The following is a 998-nucleotide window of genomic DNA, read 5'->3' on the forward strand; positions in this document are numbered from 1 at the left end:
CTAGGAAGTAATCCTTCTTACGGTCAAAATCAGTACCGGATAATGACAGTCTGACCTGTTTGACCCGATCGGCAACAGAGTCGGTACTGCTATCAAAAGTCAAGGTTTCTTCACTGGAAACTTTGAGATCCCCATCATAAATGGCAATGGATAAAGTCACTGGCATGACCAGCTCACTGACAGCTTCAGTTTGCATCAAATCAAACTTCTGGATGTTATTGACCATCTTCAGCGTGGATTTGGTAGAAATGACCTCAACTTTACGCTTGGTCCGCTGTCCAGCCTTTTCACCACGCAGCTGTTTCACTGTCAGTACAGGCACTACGATTTCCTGAGGCATGATGCCGCCATGCACGAAACGTGAGCCTCCTACAAAATGGAAACGGTTCGCCCCTTTTGGAATCCAGAAATCAGTCGCAGATAGTGTGCCTGCCGTAGCTTGGGTTGAGCCTTTCCATGCTTCCTTGCTCTCTGGTAAACCATGCCCAATCACATAGCGTTTTTTGCTTTTCAATGCATTGGTCGGTTTTTCAGTCAAGCTTGAACGATCCGCAGATTCCAGTTTACTTTGCTGGAACAGGAAGCCATGGTCGGCTGTAATCAACAGGGTAGAAATATTGAAGTGCATTAAGATTTTGCGGCTGAGTTCGGTCAGCTCTTCAATAGCATGTTCTACCGCCATAAAGGTTTCTGATTCTGTCGAGGCACTGTCACCGCGTGCATCAATCACGTTGTGATAAACGTAAATCAGCTCATGATCTTTCAGCGCTTCACGGCCTTCATCACGCGACCAGCCTTTTACCATTTCAGCGGTTACTGCCAATCCATTATAGGCAGCCAGAATTTTGGATCGTGCTGCAGTCCCTTTGCTGGACTGCCCATCTACTAAACCATCATCACCTGCGGCCTCTTTGTACTCCAAAGTCTGATGCGGCAACAACGAGGCCATGCCAAGTGTGGTGTAACTTGGGACAACGCCCAGCTGTGAAGCCTTTTTT

1 protein-coding gene is annotated in these 998 nt (G+C 47.4%); it reads right to left on the bottom strand.

Annotated features, from left to right (window positions below; translation table 11 throughout):
* Positions 1-998, bottom strand: a 998-nt coding sequence (gene pglZ, locus FTV37_RS17660; RefSeq protein WP_180064358.1) for a BREX-1 system phosphatase PglZ type A, incomplete at both ends; no start/stop codon positions are given.

The sequence above is a fragment of the Acinetobacter sp. YH16042 genome, from assembly GCF_013417245.1.
GTDB classification, from domain to species: domain Bacteria; phylum Pseudomonadota; class Gammaproteobacteria; order Pseudomonadales; family Moraxellaceae; genus Acinetobacter; species Acinetobacter amyesii.